Below are 18,922 nucleotides of genomic sequence, written 5' to 3'. Positions count from 1 at the left end.
AGGGCGCTGCATTGGTCAGAAATACAACGTTAGGCTCACGGACGTTTGAAATTGCCAATATCGTCGTCCTCGGCCTTTTGCTTATTAGCTGTATTTACCCGCTTTGGTACACCTTCTGTGTATCGATTTCCGAAAAATCCGCTGCTAATGCAGGCTTGGTTACGCTTTATCCCATTGGCTTCTCCTTGACGCCGTATAAGGAAATTATTAATGACGCCCTCTTCTTTAACGCGTTCTGGATTTCCATTCAGCGCACCGTGCTCGGTACAGGTTTTGCCTTGCTGATGACGGTATTAATGGCTTACCCACTGGCAAGGCCTAAGAGGGATTTTAAAATGCGCAATACCTTTATGTGGATTCTTGTCTTTTGCATGCTGTTTAACGGGGGCTTGATTCCGTGGTATCTCACTATTCAAAACTATCATTTGATCGATTCGATTTGGGCGTTAGTACTTGGCGGAGGAGTGCCGGTATTCGACGTGATCCTGATTATGAACTTCTTCCGCAATTTGCCGAAGGAGCTGAATGAGGCGGCGGTAGTCGACGGTGCTGGTCCTTGGTCAGTGCTGTTTCGGGTATATATTCCATGCTCCTTTCCTGTACTTGCTGCAGTAGCGTTATTCCTTAGCGTTTATCATTGGAACGAGTTTTTTAATGGGTTAGTGCTAATGAACACTGCGGCTAAATATCCGCTTCAAACCTATATCCAGCAGCTGGTCGTAAACATTCCAGTTGGCACCAATCTGACTCCTGAACAATATAAGAAGCTGTCCGAGCTGTCTAATCGAACGCTAAATGCGGCCAAGGTTTTTATAGCTATGGTACCAATGCTGATCGTATATCCTTTCCTGCAAAAGTACTTTGTTTCCGGTATTATGCTGGGCGCGGTAAAAGAGTAAGGCTGTGCCTGTGAGGAGGACGTGCCACTGGTCATTCCACTCATCAAACAGTTTTAGCAGCACACTTCGGCGAATTATGGCTTTGCACAGTCATGGCTCGCCACCATTACCATGAAAAAATCCGACCTCGTGAGGTCGGATTTTTTGATTTTTCTGTTCATGCTAGTAGGGTAAATCTGTTATTATAAGCTCTGCTTGCGCAGCTTGAGCACGTGAAACCCGACGACCAAAAGCCACCCAAGGTAGGATACGATTAAGATTCGTCCGAATAAACCTGCAAGTACGTCAGGAGTGAACTGTCCATCTTGCGGAATTTGAATTATAAATAGCGCCATTAAAACAAACATAATTCCGCTGGTGGTTAACAGTCGTCCGCGAATGGGTCTCCAAGCTTCATTGCGTGCCAATGCAAAGCTGATCAAGAGGGCGGCGACAGGCGAATAGTCGAGCGTGGCGCCAATGGCATGTATTTTACCGCTGAACGTTGCAGCATCCGGACTCACCGATATAGGGTCGGTCACAAAAATGCCTGCTATTAAGATACCTGAGACACTTAGTCCAAGGATAACGAGCCCGATATACCCCAAGACGCTACGAATTTGTGAGAAGATTGCAATTCCGGCGCTTATAATACTTGCAGCGAGCAATATAAATGCAAAATGCATCATCCAGCCGAAGTTACCTAATGCATACTCGCTGATAAAACGCCAAGTCGGATCGAATTCAGGCTCTAAGAGGTGTAGACAACCCAAGATCAAGATGAAGAGTGATCCAGAGACGATAGACAATCGTGCGGCATTAGATGACATCGAGGAAATAGGTTTTGCAATCAATAGTGGTTTAGCTGATTTCGTATTCTCTAATGGCAATAATCTCGTCATTTTTCTTCTCGGACGATGTCATAATCGACAATCGTCTTCACTAGAATGCTCGGAGCCATCACGACTGCCGAATGATCCTGTCCGGGCAGCGTTTGGGATTCAACAAAAGGCAGCAGTTCGGTAAGTGCTTTGGCTGACTCGTGAAAGAGCGGCTCGCTGTTCTCTCCTGTCATAATTAACGTGGGAACATTTACTTTCCATCGGTCGGTTGGAAGCGGTTTGCCGGCTTGCGTGTCACCCATAATCATGCCATCGTAGGCAATTGTGTGAGACATGCTTTCCATCGCCTGCCAAGAAGGATCGGCTTTCATGTAGCCAATATATTCTTCCGGAATACCGAGAGCCTCCGACATGAAGTATTCGACCGCTTCGCTGCGTCTGCCTGCTTGGTTTAGCGTGTTCAAATGGTGAACATATTCTGTAGGCAAGGGTTTACGGCTGTCATTAATAATGAACGGCGGTTCGTAAAGATACAGCTTCGACACCAGTTCTCCTAATCGACTCGCTGCTTCAAGGGCTAACACAGCGCCGGACGAGCTTCCAAACAGGCAAGCATTGCCGCCGGCCTTATGGATTAGAGCCTCAATATCCTCGATTTCACGTTGGACGGAATAAGGCGCGACATCAGAGCTTTGACCGCGGCCACGGCGATCATAGTTGTAAACGGTGTAATGAGTTGCAAGCAGCTGGGCAAGCTGGGCTGCATCGCTATGGTCGGCAACGGCCGATGATATTAGGATAACGGCAGGTCCATTTCCTAGCTTTTCATATGCGATCTTTGTTCCATCCTTTGAAGTAACTGTATCCATAATTCCTCCCGTCGACGTTTCTAAGTATTCTTCAAGTCGGTCAAATGCATCATTGAAGCCTTCAATCATACCCATTGCTTCGGCATTTTCCAATTCCTCGGCACTTGCGAATCGTGTGACGATACTAAGCTTTGTGCCATTTGTTGTTTGCTCGAATTGAACAGTCGTTAGCATCTCGCTGTTCTCTACGACATTCCAGTCTTTGTCGGTAAACGAGTCGGTATATACTAGTGTAAAGGGTTCAGTAACCTCTTGATAAACAGCTTTGCAGAAAGCCTCTTCCCCGATAATGTCATCTGATTTGAGGCTATAACGCCAAATACCGCCGGGTCTTACATCCATTTCAAAGACGGTGGTTGTCCATAATTTAGGGCCCCACCAACGCGTAATATGTTCCGGTTTTGTCCAACCTTCCCAAGCAAGCTTGGGAGGCAATGCTAATATCCGTTCGATGGTAAGCTCACGAAGTTCCCGGTTTTTATGGATTTTTGTTTTTGATCGCATCTTCATTCATCCTTTTTAGATCATTTTCTAGTGCGTCAAATCGATTATTCCAAATGGCTTGGTGATTTCGAACATTGCTGCGATAACGCTTGAGATAAAAGGCTAGCATTAATCCTCCTTTTTTTTGTAGTCGAGCATATAATCCTCAAAATGATCGAGACGCTCTTCCCAAAGGATACTAAATGAGTCAAACCACGCATCCAGATCCTGAAAGGGCTTTGCTTCGAGGCTATATATTCGCTGTTGTGCCTTGTTGCGGGAGCGCACCAACCCAGCCTCGCTCAAAATTCGTAGATGGCGAGACACTTGCGGTTGACCGATATTGAGCGCTTGGACGATCTCGCTCACCGATCGTGGTGCTTTTTTTAATAACTCAACAATGTTAAAGCGGTTCGGCTCGGCGAGTGTAAGTAATGTTAATTGCATAGTGTTTGTGTTCATGCATTCAATATATACTTAAGTGTATATACGTGTCAACGTATATAATAAATTTAAAAACTCATACATTGGTTGGTAAGTCGTAATACATGTCGAATAATTCAATCTACCGTTACACTATTGGAGATTTATATTGGAGGAGATAGCATTTTAACTGGAAGGATATTGAAGTCGCCAAAGCGAATTATTTAACGTTGCATGTTTTGAATCGGGGTTTAAAAACAAGAGATATACTCGTGGCTGGTGATATGAGTTTGCACCGCCTATCCCATCTGCGATTTTAAAATAGGGGGTCGTTTGAACTAACGGATAGGTTAGCGGAGCAAATCGTAGTGCATTATTTCGTGGTAATTGTTTAAAGTGAGGTGTCTAAACAATGGAACTGGTAAATAAAATTGAAGTCGTAACGATGAAGAGTGAGTATTGTAAAGTTGAACATCACACTATTGTCATTGATGGTACTCCTCTGGATTTATTGCTTCATAATTACTATCCTTCAAATAACCTTCTAGGCATGGTCCCAACAATTATTGAATGGGTCTACAATTTGAAAGAGAAAGAATGTATTAAAGAAAGGTTCAATTCAGTAAGCAAAGAGGTTGTTTTACCAGTACTAATGTGCCCAGATGATTGCGATTTAACGTGTACAGTAATTGTTGCAAATGTAATTAAAGCGGATGGGTACATTATCTGGAAGAAACTTGGTATTGATATGAGTACAAGGGAGGATATGCTTCAGGGATGCGAAGGAATTGGTTCAAAAGTTAATTGGCTTGATGAGATCCCTATTATGACTTTTGAGGAAGCGCAATATAGCTCTCATCTCAGAAAAATTTACGACTAAGCTAACAGGCAGAATAATCTAACTATCTGACGAAAATATAGAAAAAGAGATCGTTTCTAAGGGGATTAGTATGTGCGAACAGAAGAAATGACGGTCAAGAAACTAGTATTAGTGGTAGTTGTCCTTAACATAATCGTGGGCATACTGAGTGGATGTGGCGATAGACCCAATCCCCCTGAGAATATACAGAAGGCAGGAAAGCAAGTGGATATTTACGTTGATGGGAATGAAATTCTTATTACTAACAAACCTTTTATAGAGGGACGAAGATTGTATCTTCCTCTTGATTCGGTACTTACTGCCATGGGTTGGACTTATAATCACGAAAAAGATGGATCATTAGCTATCTCTTACAAAACATTAAATGGAAGTGGTACGACCTATATGCATGATGAGTGGGAAGATACGCTTCGACTAGTTGATGGGCATATTTATATTCACTCCAAACGATTAAGTGGTTTAACAGATTCAGAAATCGTTTTTAATGCTGGGACAGGTAAAGTTATGATTACAACATCTCCAAACCCTGGCGAGGTCACAGATGAAGACAGGGAGGAATTGCTCGCATGGCAAGCGAAGCAAGAAACTGTAGCAGAGAATACAATGAGTGCAGAAGAAAGTGAGCAGATCAATTACGGAAAATATTCTGATCTGGATATATTCAGCGACCTGTACTCCTTAGATAAGGAACTTGAAGAAGAAGGACTATCGTTATGGGACGAGCTCGGCTTTTACGGCGGTTATTACCAGAGCGAGTATGGGAATACTCCTTGGGATATCATTTCGTTTGGGTGGACGGGTGGAGATGGCGAACACTACGGCTTCTTAACGGAATTCGGATCTGTTCCGGATTTAAATAATGCCCCTATTGTAAGAGTTTCCCCAATGGGTGGGGATGAAGCTGGAGAAGTCATTGCCAACAATATTAGGGAGTTTTTGAGCGTAATTGCTATTGACAGTACTTTTATATATATGTCGTTTGAAAGTGATGAGGCCTACCAAAACTACTTACAAGAGGAAGAGGAAGCGCAATATGAATGGGCACCAACCGAGGAAGATCAAGAAAATCGCCGTAAGGTCATGTCCAGACTGGTAGATGCGCTAAACCTACCAAAAATCGATCATCCATATACATACCTTGATCGAGTGAAAGCAGCGAGGGAAAAACGAATCGTTGTCGCTACTCCTGATGGACTAGGGGTAACCAATGTACATCCTGGGGATGAAGGTCGGCAACACGAAACACTTCTGGTGGATGATGATTTGGAAGCTGAAGAATTGCAGGGTTATTTAAAGCGGGCTACCTATGCTGGCAAACTAGCATTGATACGTACATTTAACGCAATGGGCTTTCATAGCGAGGAAGTCGAAAAAGTAATGGTAGAAGAAATGACCAGACTGGGACTAACCGATGAGATTGCCAGAATGAACGCATCAGCTTGGTAGATGTTACAGTGTCATAGAATTAACGGGACACAATAGTTCAATAAAAAAATAGAAGCAGCCGATTGTAATGATCGGCTGCTTCATTACGCTATGCAGTTACTTGAAACACAAAACAAGAAAATGGTCTATTTATGATGAATACCTTCATATCTAAGTTAGTGAAAAAATAAACTGTAAGTTACACGGAGGGAATTATGAAAAATAATGTTGAAATATTTCTGGAACATATCGAAGCAACATTCGGAGATGAATATCAAATAAAAAGGATAAATTCAATTGGTGATGGTAATCCAATACACTTATTTATATATAACGACTTACCAGAAGAAGGTATGATGACATTTATTACCTACGGGCTTTCGGAAGCAGACCATTCAGAATGGGTAGGGGGAAAGCCTGAATTAATATTGAGTTTAGAGACAAACGACCCTTCATGGGGATTTGCTATAGCTCACTTAGTTGCAGAGAGAAGAGGTATTAAGAGATTTTCATTTGGCGATTTATTTATATTTGATGAACCAGTAAGCGAAGAATCTGATATGGTTGGATTTTTTGCGTTTGCACCTTCAATAATAGACAATGTAACCTCAAGAATTGAAACAACTGACAAGCCTATATTTTTAACTGGGATGTACCCGATTTACCGAGAAGAGATTGAATTGTATAACGAAGTAGGTTTACAGGAATTTTGGTTTACTGAAGGATTCGATTTATACAATGTTAAGAGAAAGAACTTAGCCTTTAAATGATTTTTTTATTACGAGGGTGGGTAAAGTTAGTTGAATAGAACATATTAATGAGCAGGCGCTGCGGAACCTGCTCTCATTTTATATGAAGCTTACTAGCAGACTAATTAAAAGAACTGAAATAAGTTACTACGAAATGGGTTGATTCTGATATACCAATTTGTTATGAGGGGTAAACAGGGTTGTTTCATACAAATCTCTTTAGATGAAGTATTCGGGTTTCCGAATATGACAAGCCCTTTTGGTGGTTATGATGTAAAGGGAATCGCAGAAATTAAGAGCGGAAACTATTACGTAAAGGGTGAGTTATGGTTTACAACTGGTGAAACATATGAGTTCTACAATCAGTTGGTTAAATGTTGGGCGGAGTTAAAGGGATTGGCAACATTTTGTTCTACTGAAGCAAACCTAGAGCTCAAAGTTAAATTTATTAATAGAAGGCAAATCTCAATAGTAGGTTATTTCAAGGAATTTGCACATCAAGATAATGAGATGAAATTTGAAATCGAAAGCGAGCAAATTTTTTTCGGAGAGACGGTCGAAGGACTAGAAGAAATAGTGAATCATCATGGTGGTTTAAAAGGGATACAACATGAATGTTGAACCGAGTGGCAATAGTGATTAAGTATGAAATATGATGACGTATTGATAAATCAGCGGAAACAAAAGCTTGAAATTGTATTCGTTCGTAACATTTCACTTGCATTTTCGTCTAAAGGTTATACTGAATAGGGGTGAAAATGTTGAAAAAGTTAGTATTAGGAGTAGCCTTAGCAATTTTCGTATGTGTATTTGCTGGTTGCAGTTCCTCGTCAGACGACAAAAAGGGGAATTACATTATTGCAAAGGAAGAGCAAAAAATCTTAGTAGCGAAGGACATCTCTTGGAAAGATGCAGAAAGTATGGACTTTGAAACATTTAAAAAGAATGATATTGAATTAATAAATTATATTGTTGAGGATACTCTGCTCTACAACGAGCTGGCGATAGGTGAATCAGTTAATGTAACTCCCAAAACGAATGATAATGGTGAATATGTTGTAATGCAATCTTATCCCCCACAAATTATAGCTGGTAAAATAGAAAGGCAGAACACTAGGCAGATTATAGGTCATTAAGTTTTTGCTATCTGTAGGATAAAATACAGGTAGAAATCTTTTATAATTATTTAGTAAATTGAAAATAGGCATTCTCGTTGGTAATATAGGCAAATAAGCATGCGATAGGAGTGAATGGTGTCGTGATTATTGTTGTTCTTAATCAGTTGAAAAAATAACTGAATATATGAGGTTTGGCTTAATTGGAGGTGATCGCAGTTATGATCTGCATACCTGCTATTTGGCTGAACTCGTACATTAAGAACAATAGCAATATCATACGCCCTTACTCTAACGCGACTTATGTGCGCGGTAATTGTATTCTTATATCAGGTATAATGAAATTCATTCCTGTGAATAGGGATCGCTTAGGAGATTAGAGGCTGCAGATGAAGCTATGTTCATCTGTGGTCTTTTTGTCGTTCTCGGATGTCTTGTGGAGAGGTATCAAACGGCAGTAATTCGTGTTTTCATTCTATTATTTTGAGAATTTACAAGGAGGTATGGAGTATGCAATTAAACAATTGGTCTATGGATACCATTAGTTATGATTTATCGAAGGAATATTCTATTCGGAAGGCGGAGCCAGAAGAATGGGGATTGTATTGTTCTGTATATTATAATATGCAATATAATGGTTTTTTTAGAGAAGAAAGCTATGCAGCATCGCGAAGAAATTCATTTTGGATTTATAAGGGAGAGAATAAAATCGGTGGTGTAAGAATGGCGCCCAACGTAATCTACCATTTGTTTTTTATTCCTCCTTTTAATGATGCATTCAAGATATTGAAGCTGCTTAAAAAAATAGTAATGCATTGGTCTGACAGAACGCAGCCAATTAAGACTTTTGAGGTTCTTCCAGATCAAGTTCAATTATTTGCGAGGGCAGGCTTCTGGGCGGATGAATTCAGATGCCGTTGGATGCAGCGTCCTACAGATCATTTCGAAGTGATCTGGGATGATAATCTAATTATTAAAAGTCCCCAAATTGAAGAAAACGAGATGGGAGCTAAGCGATTCATCAATGAAGATGACATTGCTCATTGTGACTATGAAAGCTTTAAAGGCGGATTTGAAGCAGTAAGGAGAAAAAAGTTTTCTTTAGAAGATTTTATTCCAAATGAAGATCCTAATTATTCGAATGACATATTAGTTCAGGCTTCAACACTAATCTATGATAAGAACTCTGGTCAGCTCATTGCCAATTGTCGTCTTTGTCTACAAGATAACATGGCAGCAGTATATAGTATCGGTGTAATACCTGCTCATAGAGGAAGAGGGCTGGCTACACTTATGCTGCAAAGAGCGCTGAGTATGCTGAAAAATAAATATTCAATTCTACGATTGTATGTGATGGAAGGTAATGATGCAGAATCTGTTTATTTTAATCTCGGGTTCGTGCCCGGAGTACAGGAGATACAAAATATGTATATACCTGCGCAACCATAGCGGGGTGACCGTTTGATTGTTTCGATTTTTCTGATTTTTTAAAGTAAATACTTGAAATGTATGGTATGGTATTTTGTGGTGAATGTCATACCATAGGGGCTGTGTAAGAATGATAGGGGATACGACGGAAAAAGAGCGGACAATATTTGATCATGCTGGAAATACAATTAAGACAGAAGATCGAGAGATTCGTATTCTTGCCAAGTATGAGGAGCCATTGGTTGTCGTACTAGGAAATGTGCTTAGCGATGAGGAATGCGATGAGCTAATTAGACATTCTAGGGAACAATTGCAGCGTTCAAAAATAAGTGGAGATCGTGCAGAGAACCAAATTAGAACGAGCAGTGGAGTATTTTGTGAGGAGAATGAGACGATTACAAAAATCGAAAAAAGATTCTCTCAAATTATGAATATTCCCATTGAGCATGGCGACGGCTTGCAAGTTTTGCTATATACCCCTGGCCAAGAGTATCAGCCACATTATGATTTTTTCGCAGAAACAAATCGAGCAAGTGCTAACAAWCGAATTAGTACGCTTATAATGTATTTGAATGATGTGGAGGAAGGCGGAGAAACGGCGTTCCCTCTGCTTAATATTTCAGTTTTTCCTAACAAAGGCATGGCTGTTTACTTTGAATATTTTTATAACAATAATGAAATAAATGATTTCACCTTGCATGCAGGTACACCGGTGATTAAAGGTGAAAAGTGGGTCGCGACGATGTGGATGAGAAGACAGGCGCTGCGCATTTCATAAAGAGTGATTTGGAAGCAATGAATATAAGGAATCATACTACTCACAGCAATCAAATCATTGCGCTGAGGCGAATTGTCGTTGTACTTTGGCGCAGTTCGCTTCCACAATGTGAAACCCCGACCATAAGAGGTCGGGGTTTTTGCTTTTTCACTTATTAAGCAGCCATTTTAATTTTTAATGAATAGGTTGATTACATCACTTAATACCCTCGTAAGTCACTTTAAACAGGTATTACAGCTTCAGCTTTCTAATGCCTCTAGGCAGCAGATCATTGTGGGTTCGGGCAAAAAGAATTTAACTTTCTCCTACTTATAAATCCAATAACAAAGAGACCTTCAGGCATCTCTTTTTTCCATTTATAAATTCAAACGGATAAATTAGTAAGATTTAGGAGCTTGTTCGGTTATTCTCTGATAAAATTAAGCATAAGGAGTTTAATATCTATATTTTAACGATGTAGCTGTGTTGATAACGATGCTTCTTAAAAAGTTGAATTGGAGTAAGTTACTGTAATAGCAGGGGAAGTGTGAACGTTGGATAACGGGAGATTTTTGAAGCTGTTTGGGCTTATTGGCGGTGTTGCGATTCTGAATATTGTTGTGTTGTCACCTGGGCTTCTAGGTGTGGAAATAGGAGGTGAAAGTGTACTTGAAACGGCTTCAGGCGTAACGTTATTGGTTGTAAGCCTTCTTGTTATGTTATATGGGAGTTATAGTTTGCTTTTTAAACCGCCAGTTGCGCTGCCTGTAAAAAACATTACAACGCGTGAGGATTATATTGCAGCGCTTCAACCGTATCGACATGCAAAAGATCTTAAAAATGATATGGCTCTTGCTTTGGATCAGCTGGAACGCATAGATAAGAAGAAGACCGCCTTGACCGAGGTTCTGAGCCAGCGATTTGATCAGACGGAATTAAGCTATAAGAAGTTCGATTCGGTTATTTATGAGGTTGAGAAGCTGTTCTATCTTAATATTAGAGGTATTCTCAATAAGCTTAGTGTATTCAATGCCTCTGGATACGCCAACTTCACAGGCCAACAACAACCCGCGGGGCTATCTAACAAGCTAGTACAGGAAAAAACAAATTTATACAAGGAGTACTTATCCTACGTGACGGGTTATCTTCGTGCGAATGAAGAAATTTTGCTTAAGCTAGATAAATTATTATTGGAAATATCGCTGTTAAACAGTACCGACTACAGAGATGTTGAGGAAATGTCATGCATGAAGGAAATCGATATATTAATCAAGCAGACTAAATTATATAAGCATGGAGAGGGAGACGGATATGGCAGGTAAGGGGAAAGCTTTTGTAGTGATAGGAGCTATTGCAGTGTCTGTTTTTTTGCTTGTTTATTTGGGCATTAGCTTAACTTCAAATTTAGGTAAAACAAAGACGCAGATCACGACGGAAGATGCAGCAAAAAAGCTTGATAAATTATATAAAGATGTGTCTGTGAAAACGATAGAGCCAATCAAGGGTCAAATCGATCTCGATCCCGCGTCAATTGGTGATTCCTTACCCGATATTTCGAAGTTTCCGGTTTCAGTAACGAATACAACGGACAGCTTTGTAGAGATTTTCTCATCCACAGAGAAATCAGGAACGGGTGTTGATGGCTGGTTAAACGAGGTGGCTAAAGAATTCAATAAATCCAATACGACGGTAAATGGAAAGCCGGTTTCGGTCATGATCCGTAATATTGCTTCGGGAACTGCTACCGATTATATCAGATCAGGCAAATATATACCGGATGCTTTTACTCCTTCCAACGAGCTGTGGGGAGAAATGGTGAAAGTGGATGGCATCCAAGCTGAGCTGGTCTCTAAGCGTCTTGTTGGCAATGTTACTGGCATTGTAGCAACGAAGGCGAAATATGATGAGCTGGTCGATAAATACGGTTCTCTGAATTTAAAAACAGTAACTGATGCTATCGCGGATAATGAGCTGGCTATGGGGTATACAGATCCATTTGCCAGTTCTACAGGGCTAAACTTTCTGGTGACTGCCCTCGGAACCTTTGACAGCTCCAATCTGCTTGGGGAGAAAGCGGTTCAAGGCTTTGAGAAGTTCCAGGCAAATGTACCTTTTATTGCTTCTACCACGCTGCAAATGCGTGAGGCAGCTAAGACAGGTATGCTTGATGCTTTTGTTCTTGAGTATCAAACCTTTGTGAACGCAACAGATTTCAAAGCGGGTTATGTTTTCACCCCTTTCGGTGTCAGGCATGACAGCCCGCTTTATGCTTTAGGTGATTTGCCAAAGGATAAGCTCGACATTATTCAGAAGTTTGCCGATTTTGTGGAACAAGAAAAATATCAGAAATTAGCGGAGCAAAAGGGTTTTAATGGCCTCAATGACTATAAGTCTGAGCTTGAAGCGGTGGATGGCAGTATTCTGTCTGCTGCCCAGAAGCTGTGGAAGGAGAAGAAGAACGGGAGTAAACCGATTGCGGCTGTGTTTGTAGCAGACGTATCAGGGAGTATGGGTGGTGAGCCATTAAACCGTTTGAAGGAATCGCTGCTGAAAGGACAAAAGTTTTTGGGACGGGACAACAGTATTGGATTCGTTTCTTACTCCAGTGATGTGGCCATTAATCTTCCTATAGGGAAGTATGACACGAATCAGCAGTCGATGTTCGTTGGGGCCATAGACAGCCTTCAAGCCAGTGGAGGAACAGCTACTTTTGACGGTATTGTGGTGGCAATGAAAATGCTTCAGGATGAGATAGCCTTGAATCCGGATGTGAAGCCGCTAATCTTTGTGCTCAGCGACGGGGAAACGAATGAAGGGCATTCGCTTAAAGATATTAGAGGACTGATTGAGACGTACAAGATCCCGATCTACACGATAGGTTACAATGCGAACATCAAGGCGCTTCAAAGTATTTCGAGCATCAATGAGGCGGCCAGCATTAACGCAGATACAGAGGATGTTGTTTATAAAATCAGCAATTTGCTCAACGTTCAAATGTAAGGATTATCAATGAGGAGGGGCTTCAATGTCATTTTCTATGGAAGTGATTAGTGAGGAAAAACTGAAATCAGCAATGGAGGAGCAGGTTAAGCCCGAGCCAGAGGAATTAACGCAGCTGAAGGAGCTGGCTTTAAATAATGTTTCTACGATTTTGGCATTGGATATCGAGTCATTGGAGAAACGGAGGGCGGTCTTGCAATCCATCGATAGCTTCGGGATGAGCTCCATGCGGTCATCCTCGGAGAAAAATGCTCTTTTGCAGGTTTCTGTAGGGAACTTATCAAAAACAGGGGATGAAGGCGGGCAGGTAGCCAAGGGCTTGGCGGAGCTGCATCTTCAGTTAAAAGATCTAGATCCCAGCGTCATAGATTTTGCGAAAAGTGGCGTTTTAGGCATGTTGTTTAACCCTTTGCGGCGTTATTTTGTAAAGTACCAGAAAGCAGATGCTGTCATTTCGGACATCATAATTTCTTTGGATAAGGGAAAAACGGTATTGAAAAATGATAATACAACCTTGGAAATTGAGCAGCATGCTCTCAGGGAGCTCACTAAAAAGCTTCAAAAGGAGATCCAACTGGGTGTGTTAATGGATTCGGAAATTGAATCGCAGATCGAAGCAGCTAAACTGCGTCAAGAATCTGAAGACAAAATCCTGTTCATCACAGAGGAAGTTTTGTTTCCTTTGCGCCAGCGTCTCATGGATTTGCAGCAAATGCTGGTCGTTAATCAACAAGGGATTATGGCAATTGAAGTTGTCATGAGAAATAATAAGGAGCTTATGAGAGGGGTAGACAGAGCAAGGAACGTTACCGTTTCTGCCCTGAAAATTTCAGTCACAGTGGCCAGCGCACTCTACAATCAAAGGATTGTACTAAAAAAGATTGAGCTTCTCAATCAAACCACGGACACTCTCATCAGCGGCACTTCAAAAATGCTGAAAGACCAAGGCGCAGCGATCCATAAGCAATCACTTGAAACAAATATTTCAGTCGACACGATGAAACAGGCTTTTGTTGATGTGCTGTCGGCGTTAGATTCAATTAGCACCTATAAGCAGGAGGCGCTTCCTCGTATGCGTGAAACCATTAGTCAGTTCAGAGAACTGGCAAATGAGGGAGAGAGCAGAATTTTGCGGCTGGAGAAGGGGCAAAAGTTAGGCTTGTAAATTGCACGATGAGGAGGGGAGACGCCCCTCTAATTAAAAGAGTTGATATACTAGTAAATGCATCAATTAATTTGCAAATACGTACAAACACCCCCGGCGATAACCGCCGGGGGTGTTTAGCTGCTTATTATTCTATTCAAAACTGACAGCAACGACTCCGCCGATTTGTTTCATTTCGGCTACGATTTCCTTCGGCTCCATGGTTCTTGGAACGACGATATCAAGCTTTACTTCCCAGCATAGCGGCATATCAAGTGATGGACGTATCCGCTGCAGCATCATTTTTTGCGTCATAATCGAGCGGCTGGCAAGCCTCTGGGTGACGATGTCCAGCAGTTCCTCTTCTGTCTCCGCCTGAATGGTAAGCTTTCTAACCTTCTTGCTCTTCAGAAAACGGTGCTCCACTTTATTGAAAACCCATAATGTGATGAACACAAGAATCGTTCCTGCCGCTGCGCTGAAATAAAAGCCCGCACCGATCTGCAGCCCAATGGCTGCGACGACCCATAAGGAAGCGGCTGTTGTCAGTCCCGTAATAGACTTGCCTGTGAATAGAATCGTGCCGGCTCCGAGAAAGCCGACGCCGGTAATGACAGCCGTTGCTAGCCGCGCCGGGTCAATCCGTACGTTGGGCTCTCCCGCAAATTCAGCGAAGCCGTAAATGGACAGCAGCAYGATCATCGAAGAGCCGAGGCAAACCAGAATATGCGTGCGGAGCCCAGCCGGATGATTTTGCTGCTCCCGTTCGAAGCCGATGAGACCGCCATGAAATACGGCTAGAGACAACCGGATTAGGATGGTGGCATGGTCAATAACCCACGGGTTATCCAAGGCGATCACCGACTAATTGGAACCATCAACCGTTCGCGTTTGCGGAATATGGCCCATTCTCGATACCCAATTTCATATAAATGGCTGCCGATGGCCGAGAAATGCTCGCCTACACGTTCGGGCTGGTGCGCATCGGAGCCGAAGGTCACCTTAACCCCATAATGGAGCGCGCGTTCTAGGAAATAGCCATCCGGCACCCAATTGTTGTCGGAAGAATTGATTTCGATGACGACGTCGCTAGCAGCGATTGCTTTCAACGTGACGTCGGCAGCTTCTGTGCGGAGCTCTGGATAACCGTAGAAGTAGCGGTTCAATGAATCGACATGACCTAAAATATCATATAATCCACACTTGGCGGACTGAGCGATATAATCATAAAATAAATTTTTCACTTCCAATTTACGTGCTGCAGTCAAGCCTTCCCAATACTCTGAATCGTATATGCCGATACCGGCGAATTCATGCACAGAGCCAATAACATAATCAAAAGGATAAGAAGCGATAACCGAGCGGTATAAATCCAGATGTTCAGGTAAAAAATCAGCTTCGATGCCGAGCAGCACCTCTATTTTTTCTTCATAGTCTTTCTTTAGCTCCAAGACCTCTTTAATATAAGCTGGAAACTCGCTTTTTGCCATGCTGCCAGTTAAGGAAGGACGATCCTCAGCAATTGCAAAAAATGGCGTATGATCCGAGATGCCGATAATATCTAATCCCTGTGTTATTGCTGCTTCGATATATTCCTTGACCGAACCAACTGCGTGTCCGCAGCGTTCATGATGCGTATGATAGTCAAACTTCATGTAGTACCTCCGATGAATGCGTGATGAATACTAGATTAATTTAGCCTTTAGAGCCGGATACAACGATTCCTTGAATGAAATACTTTTGAGCAAAAAAGAAAATGAACAGCAGCGGCAAAATCGCGACCAGCGAAGCTGCCATCAACAGATGCCACGGTGTTGCCCCGTATGCAGCTGTAAAATTAGCGAGCCCGAGTGAAACCGGGTATTTCGTCATATCGTTCAAATAAATGAGCGGTCCGAATAGATCATTCCATCTCGATATCAGCTCCAAAATAGCCGCTGTTGCAAACGCAGGCATGGAGAGGGGAATTAGGATGCGGAAATACATCGTGAAATGGCTTCCTCCATCGATTTTGACGGCTTCATCCAATTCTTTGGTAATGCCCAAATAAAATTGGCGCATTAGAAAAATGGTGAAGGAGCTTGCTGTAAAAGCTGGGATCACGAGCGGCAGATACGTGCCTGTCCAGTGCAGCTTTGTAAACAGCAAATATTGCGGAATCAAGGTGACTTGGGACGGAATCATCATCGTACTGAGGACAAGCCCGAATAAAAGCATACTTCCGCGCGCCCGCAATCTTGCAAAAGCGAAGGCGGCCATCGACGAGGAGAATACGACTGCACCTACCGTCACGGCTGAGTACCACACCGAGTTCCATAGGAAACGAGCCATAGGGGCATCGATGAAAATCTGCTTAAAGTTGATCCACTGCAAATGGGCTGGAAACCACGTCATCGGAACGCGATGAATTTCGCCGATGGTCTTAAGCGAAGTGGAGAGCATCCAAAACAGAGGAAATGCGAACAATAGAACGCCTCCGTATAGAAGGATATAGATGATTGTTTTGTCCATCAGACGCAAATCGCCGTGATTGTACGATTTTTTTCGCTTCATAATAAAGGAACCTCCTTTACTTCGAGTCATATTCATAGTGGACGAATTTTTTGGAGCCCCACAGCGATACGAGAGTCAGCGCGAAAATAAGCAGGAATAATATCCAGGCCTGAGCGGAGGCATACCCCATCCGGAACTGCTTGAATGCAGTATCAAATAAATAATACACGTAGAAATAGGAGTTCCAGTCCGGCCCTCCCTTCGTGATAACGTAGGCTTCCGTAAAGATTTGCAGCGATCCGATCATGCTAATAATGGTATTGAATAAAATGACAGGTGAAATAAGCGGAATCGTAATTTTACGGAACTTTGCGAAACCGCTCGCCCCTTCCATAGATGCGGCTTCAAACAGATCTGCCGGCAGCGATTGCAGCGCGGCAAGAAAGATCACCATCGTGCTGCCTGATGCCGTCAATTGCATGAGTACCATGGACGGAACGACCGTACCCGGGCTCGTAAACCAACCTGGTCCTTGAATGCCAAACCAATCATAAAGGACTGAGTTCACGACACCGAACTGCGGGTTAAGCAGCCATGACCACAAAAAGGAGACGGCTACACCAGATATAATGCTTGGTGCGTAATACAGCGTGCGTAGGAGCGATTGCCCCTTGATTTTTTGATTAAGCAGAACGGCAACAATCAAAGATGTCAGTATCGTAAACGGTACGGCCATAACGCTGTAATAGAGAGTCACGGACAATGACTTGTAAAACAGCCGGTCTCCGAACAGCGTGCTGTAATTGCTTGTTCCTGCGAATGTCGGGGACGAGATGACATTGTAATCAGTGAAGCTGAGCAGCAGCGAGACGAGAATCGGTCCCCCGGTGAAGCATATAAAACCGATAAACCAAGGGGCTATGAAAAACCAAAACGACCGTTCCTCGCGCTTCATGGCCAGCGAAAGCTTTCTCATGGGCTACCTCCGTTGGGCCGGCGGATGCCTTCTAATGAAGGGCATCCGCTCGGCTGAAATTTACTTAAAGCTCTGGCTGCTATTGATTCAAATTCAACGATAGGAGGTTATCATTCAACACTTTCAAACCGTCGGCTATGCTCTTCTTGCCTCCCCATACCAGATAGAGCGATTGGTTCATCGTTTCTAGAACCGTATTGAATTTGACGATCAAATGGTTTTCAGCTTCCCGGCCATACTTGATCGAGCCTTCGTGAACCTGCTTGAATGCCTCAGGGTCCATGCCGATTTCTGCACCCATTTTGTCATACCAAAGCTTGAATAGGCTCGCGTCTGCCGGCGTTCTCCCTACTTCATTCATGTAACGGTAGGCGCCGCCGCCTTCAGCTGGATTAGCTAAATGCCGGACGAATTCCCAAGCCTCGTCGGGATGCTTGCTTGTTGCTGAGATGCTCCAAGGGTCAACATAAAGGGTAACCTTGCGTCCATCATGATAGGGAACAGCCGCAACGCCCCATTTGAAATCCGCTTGCTTGTAAGAGCCGAGTCCCCAGCCGCCGGAGATGTACATTCCGACTTTGCCGGTAAGGAAAGGATCGCCCAGCTGCGCGGATGCGGCTACTGTCTCTGCGTCCGGCGCTACTTTGTATTTATTGATCAAATCCACATTGAACTGCAGCGCTTCGACGTTAATCGGTTTCATTAGATCAGGCTCACCCATTACGCCAGATGTATAAGCTTCGGGCTTGAATAGATCTCCTCCGAATAGCCATGTCATTGCATTTGCGCTTAATGCGCTGGAGAAACCAAAAACCTGCTTGCGAGCGTCACCTACGTCATGAGACAACTTTTGTGCGGTTTCGAGCATCGCATCAAAATTCCAAGACTTATCATCCCAGTCGGTCGTCGGGTAAGAAAGGCCAGCAGCATCAAATAAGTCCTTGTTGTAATAAAGATAAGTAGCGTTGCTTACGAGCGGAACGCCGTAATTTTTGCCGTTGATTTTATAAATATCGAGCAGGTTAGGGTCCATTGTATCGAGCTCGGGAGCCCCTTTCTCAATATAAGGAGTAAGGTCCTTCAATGCGCCCATCTTCATATAAGTAGCAAATCCGCTATCCGCCTGATTAGGATTCCAAACATCTGGCGCATTGCCGCTGGCAATCAAGGTAGTCAGCTTTTGATCGAATTGATCGTACGGGATATTCTCAAGCCGCACTTTAACATTCGGATGGCTTTCTTCGAAGGTCGAAACCATTGCGTCCTGCCATGCCTTTTTGTCTGGGTCTGCTGCCATTACCCAAACGATCTCAACCTTATCCTTGCCGTTGTTCTTTACCCCTCCGTTGCTGTTATTTTTTGACCCGGCTTCACCGCCGCAAGCAGACAACGTGGTAGAAAGGGAAAACAAAAGAAGTGCACTCATCACTAAACGATTTTTCGTTATTAGATTTTTCATG

Annotated in this window: 20 protein-coding genes; 11 read left to right on the top strand and 9 right to left on the bottom strand. The window is 42.9% G+C overall.

Going from position 1 to position 18,922, the window contains the following annotated elements; all coding sequences use genetic code 11:
- The first annotated feature begins 11 nt into the window (after positions 1 to 11).
- The gene (locus AC1DPK_RS29615; RefSeq protein ID WP_076270717.1) at positions 12 to 899 is read left to right on the top strand and encodes a carbohydrate ABC transporter permease; all 888 of its coding nucleotides are present in this window, start codon (positions 12 to 14) and stop codon (positions 897 to 899) included.
- A gap of 182 nt (positions 900 to 1,081) precedes the next feature.
- Here AC1DPK_RS29615 and AC1DPK_RS29610 read toward each other — a convergent pair whose 3' ends face one another.
- From AC1DPK_RS29610 to AC1DPK_RS29595, 4 genes are read right to left on the bottom strand one after another with little or no spacing between them, the layout of a single operon-like run.
- Positions 1,082 to 1,780 carry a DUF998 domain-containing protein gene (locus AC1DPK_RS29610; protein ID WP_477512481.1) on the bottom strand — a complete coding sequence of 233 codons (699 nt, stop codon included), beginning with the start codon at positions 1,778 to 1,780 and terminating at the stop codon, positions 1,082 to 1,084.
- On the bottom strand, positions 1,777 to 3,093 hold the full coding sequence (locus AC1DPK_RS29605) for an alpha/beta fold hydrolase (RefSeq protein ID WP_477512480.1): 1,317 nt from the start codon (positions 3,091 to 3,093) through the stop codon (positions 1,777 to 1,779). Before AC1DPK_RS29605 ends, AC1DPK_RS29610 begins: the two co-directional genes overlap by 4 nt.
- On the bottom strand, positions 3,068 to 3,202 hold the full coding sequence (locus AC1DPK_RS29600; RefSeq protein WP_430056137.1) for a hypothetical protein: 135 nt from the start codon (positions 3,200 to 3,202) through the stop codon (positions 3,068 to 3,070). The genes AC1DPK_RS29605 and AC1DPK_RS29600 overlap by 26 nt, the downstream gene beginning before the upstream one ends.
- The gene (locus AC1DPK_RS29595) at positions 3,202 to 3,519 is read right to left on the bottom strand and encodes an ArsR/SmtB family transcription factor (protein ID WP_430056135.1); all 318 of its coding nucleotides are present in this window, start codon (positions 3,517 to 3,519) and stop codon (positions 3,202 to 3,204) included. The genes AC1DPK_RS29600 and AC1DPK_RS29595 overlap by 1 nt, the downstream gene beginning before the upstream one ends.
- Before the next feature lie 388 nt (positions 3,520 to 3,907).
- Here AC1DPK_RS29595 and AC1DPK_RS29590 point away from each other — a divergent pair, with 388 nt between their 5' ends.
- The 10 genes from AC1DPK_RS29590 to AC1DPK_RS29545 all read left to right on the top strand — a co-directional run bounded on the left by AC1DPK_RS29590 (position 3,908) and on the right by AC1DPK_RS29545 (position 14,014).
- Complete coding sequence (locus tag AC1DPK_RS29590) at positions 3,908 to 4,375, top strand: hypothetical protein (RefSeq protein WP_477512478.1); 468 nt, start codon at positions 3,908 to 3,910, stop codon at positions 4,373 to 4,375.
- Positions 4,376 to 4,579: 204 nt separating this feature from the next.
- Positions 4,580 to 5,821, top strand: a complete 1,242-nt coding sequence (locus tag AC1DPK_RS29585) for a hypothetical protein (protein ID WP_477512477.1) — start codon at positions 4,580 to 4,582, stop codon at positions 5,819 to 5,821.
- 194 nt (positions 5,822 to 6,015) lie between these two features.
- Positions 6,016 to 6,570, top strand: a complete 555-nt coding sequence (locus AC1DPK_RS29580; protein WP_477512476.1) for a suppressor of fused domain protein — start codon at positions 6,016 to 6,018, stop codon at positions 6,568 to 6,570.
- 162 nt (positions 6,571 to 6,732) lie between these two features.
- Positions 6,733 to 7,170 (top strand): WapI family immunity protein, encoded by a 438-nt coding sequence (locus tag AC1DPK_RS29575; RefSeq protein ID WP_477512475.1) that lies wholly within the window; start codon positions 6,733 to 6,735, stop codon positions 7,168 to 7,170.
- A gap of 137 nt (positions 7,171 to 7,307) precedes the next feature.
- Positions 7,308 to 7,685, top strand: coding sequence for a DUF3221 domain-containing protein (locus AC1DPK_RS29570; RefSeq protein WP_477512474.1), 378 nt, complete (start codon positions 7,308 to 7,310; stop codon positions 7,683 to 7,685).
- A 489-nt stretch (positions 7,686 to 8,174) separates the two neighbouring features.
- Positions 8,175 to 9,113: a GNAT family N-acetyltransferase gene (locus AC1DPK_RS29565; RefSeq protein WP_441881189.1), complete on the top strand. Its 939-nt coding sequence runs from the start codon at positions 8,175 to 8,177 to the stop codon at positions 9,111 to 9,113.
- Positions 9,114 to 9,222: 109 nt separating this feature from the next.
- Positions 9,223 to 9,870 (top strand): 2OG-Fe(II) oxygenase, encoded by a 648-nt coding sequence (locus tag AC1DPK_RS29560; protein WP_477512473.1) that lies wholly within the window; start codon positions 9,223 to 9,225, stop codon positions 9,868 to 9,870.
- Between the two features lie 533 nt (positions 9,871 to 10,403).
- Positions 10,404 to 11,171: a hypothetical protein gene (locus AC1DPK_RS29555; protein ID WP_477512472.1), complete on the top strand. Its 768-nt coding sequence runs from the start codon at positions 10,404 to 10,406 to the stop codon at positions 11,169 to 11,171.
- Positions 11,161 to 12,849, top strand: coding sequence for a vWA domain-containing protein (locus AC1DPK_RS29550; protein ID WP_477512471.1), 1,689 nt, complete (start codon positions 11,161 to 11,163; stop codon positions 12,847 to 12,849). The genes AC1DPK_RS29555 and AC1DPK_RS29550 overlap by 11 nt, the downstream gene beginning before the upstream one ends.
- 25 nt (positions 12,850 to 12,874) lie before the next feature.
- Positions 12,875 to 14,014, top strand: coding sequence for a toxic anion resistance protein (locus AC1DPK_RS29545; RefSeq protein ID WP_339206099.1), 1,140 nt, complete (start codon positions 12,875 to 12,877; stop codon positions 14,012 to 14,014).
- A gap of 132 nt (positions 14,015 to 14,146) precedes the next feature.
- On the opposite strand, the gene AC1DPK_RS29540 is transcribed toward AC1DPK_RS29545, so the two are convergent.
- The 5 genes from AC1DPK_RS29540 to AC1DPK_RS29520 form a co-directional block, all read right to left on the bottom strand.
- Complete coding sequence (locus AC1DPK_RS29540; RefSeq protein ID WP_477512470.1) at positions 14,147 to 14,845, bottom strand: MgtC/SapB family protein; 699 nt, start codon at positions 14,843 to 14,845, stop codon at positions 14,147 to 14,149.
- Between the two features lie 5 nt (positions 14,846 to 14,850).
- Positions 14,851 to 15,648, bottom strand: coding sequence for a histidinol-phosphatase (locus AC1DPK_RS29535; RefSeq protein ID WP_441881185.1), 798 nt, complete (start codon positions 15,646 to 15,648; stop codon positions 14,851 to 14,853).
- Positions 15,649 to 15,688: 40 nt separating this feature from the next.
- Positions 15,689 to 16,546 (bottom strand): carbohydrate ABC transporter permease, encoded by an 858-nt coding sequence (locus AC1DPK_RS29530; protein ID WP_441957730.1) that lies wholly within the window; start codon positions 16,544 to 16,546, stop codon positions 15,689 to 15,691.
- A gap of 16 nt (positions 16,547 to 16,562) precedes the next feature.
- Entirely contained in the window at positions 16,563 to 17,462 is a 900-nt protein-coding gene (locus tag AC1DPK_RS29525; protein WP_076270705.1) for a carbohydrate ABC transporter permease, read from the bottom strand.
- 79 nt (positions 17,463 to 17,541) lie between these two features.
- On the bottom strand, positions 17,542 to 18,921 hold the full coding sequence (locus AC1DPK_RS29520) for an ABC transporter substrate-binding protein (RefSeq protein WP_441881183.1): 1,380 nt from the start codon (positions 18,919 to 18,921) through the stop codon (positions 17,542 to 17,544).
- Between the last annotated feature and the right edge of the window lies 1 nt (position 18,922).

The organism is Paenibacillus sp. 01T424 (genome assembly GCF_056398745.1).
Note: the sequence above shows the minus strand (reverse complement) of the source record. Positions and strands in the feature narration are given on the sequence as shown.